Origin of the sequence: Pseudomonas sp. KCJK9000, assembly GCF_046230725.1 — a bacterium.
GTDB lineage: Bacteria > Pseudomonadota > Gammaproteobacteria > Pseudomonadales > Pseudomonadaceae > Aquipseudomonas > Aquipseudomonas promysalinigenes.
This window is the reverse complement of the sequence record NZ_JBJJLN010000123.1, coordinates 1-1,898: the sequence shown is the minus strand read 5'-3', so window position 1 is coordinate 1,898 and position 1,898 is coordinate 1. Positions and strand designations below refer to the sequence as shown.

Sequence of the window (1,898 nt, the reverse complement as noted above, 5' to 3'; positions counted from 1 at the left end):
AATTCACCCTCCTCAGAGCAATAAAACTTAAAGCAGTTTTTTTTGCTCTTGGGTTCAGAATCGAGGAGTGGGCACGGAGTCACCCCGGCAAGTTCCAACCCATAAGGCATGATAGAAAAACTTGGACCCTTTGCCCACTTTACTTCCTCACCATTTACACACTGCACACCTGCGCTTTCAGGAAGACCCTCTTCAAGTTTAGACCTTAAATTCTCAAGCAATTCCTTAAATTTATCGGGAATCATAGCTATTTCCTCACAGCAAAAGTTTTACCGCTACTTAATTGCTCTTTGAGCTCAGCGAGCCCACTCAAAAAATCTTTCTTCGTGGTTTTACCTGCCAATGCATCATACACATGCTGTTTGTAGGCATTCCCATGTATTCCGGCGTCCTTGTGTGGCGTTGCTAGTGTTCCGGGAACTCTAGCAGACTCTGTATTTGGCAACCAAATACCATTTTTTCTATTATTGATATCGATCCCCAGCTCCTTCATTTGTTTCCTCAAGGCAATCATTCTGATGTCCTTTGAGTTAGACATTATGATGTGATGCGCATCATACTGCCCTCCACCTACTGGTTTGCTACCGACACTGTCTGCAAGTTTTTTCGCATCGGACCCACAGGACAACCCAAGTGGGTCCAACCATAGAATCGGATTTAAAACATAGCCATAGAGATTCATTCCGCCGTCGACACTCAACGTATCTTGCGTTACGAAGCGGCCAACTTGCGGATCATAATATCTGTGCGTATTGTAATGCAGCCCCGTCTCAAGGTCACAGTATTGACCTTGAAAGCGCATGTGCTGCATAACTTGGTTGACGGCCAGCTGTTCTATCTTTCCCCAAGAACGATACGTCGCCTGCCAAACAATCTTGCCATCGCTGTCCGTCAGCTCCAACGGCGTACCGATCTGGTCCGTGTGAAAGTAGTAAAGCTTCTGTTCTCCCCTTCCGCCTGATTAACCCGCGCCAACGGCGCATAGCTCCCCGGCTCGTACAGGTACAAGATGCTTTGTCCTGGCGTCTCCTCGCGCAGCATCCTCAGCCCTTGCCAGAGAAAGCGCTTGTGCTCGACTTCGCCGTTGATTTCCGCCTGCTTGGCCACCCGCCGTCCCAGGCTGTCATACCGGTACTGCCCGGTGCTCTCCAGCCTGCCACCGACATACGTTTCAGCTTTAACCAGCCGGTTCTCGCAGTCATAGGCAAAGTATTTTGCAGCTTGCTGTGCCCCGAGCGCTTCTCGATCAGGTTGCCCCACGGGTCGTAGCGGTACTCCTGATCGCGCCACTGCTTGATCCGGTTGTCCTTGACCTTGTCGAACTGCCGAGCATTGAAGTCCAGACGGTTCGCGGCTGCGTCGTAGCGGAACTCTTCACTGCCCACCAGCGAGCCGGTATCGCGGCTGCATAACTGCCCGTTGGCTTCGTACTCGTATTTGATCTCGCCCCGCAGCTTGTCGAGAGTGCGGACCAGCTCACCCGCCGGATCGTATTGGTAGCGGCGGTGTATAGGGGTTGTAGGCATGCTCCACCAGCAACGAGGTATTGATGCAGGTGCTGTGCACCTGCGACAGCTTGTCGGCTGGCAGCATCGAGGCGTACTGCCAAGCCTTGCGCCCCATGGCGTCATAGCCAAAGCAACTGGTGAACTTGCCTCGGGTCCGGTAGACCTCACGATGCAGGTCGTCGCGCTCCATGTCGCTGATCACCTGGCCGTCCAGGTTCAACTGGTGCAAGTGCCCACTGCCGTAGTACAGGTGGTTGACCTTGCGCCCATCCGGCAGAGTCAGGGTGGTCAGGTTACTGAGCGGATCGTACTCGTAGCCCAGCGTGCCATCGGGCGTGATTTCTTGCGTCAGCCGCCCCAGCACATCGTAGGTGTACGCCAGCTTTTCCT

At 53.2% G+C, this 1,898-nt stretch carries 2 pseudogenes; both read right to left on the bottom strand.

Features of this window, described 5'->3' with window-relative positions:
- A pseudogene (locus ACK59H_RS22870) lies at positions 1–245 on the bottom strand (hypothetical protein); the annotation flags it as partial.
- 2 nt (positions 246–247) lie between these two features.
- Positions 248–1,898, bottom strand: a pseudogene (locus ACK59H_RS22865) (RHS repeat-associated core domain-containing protein); the annotation flags it as partial.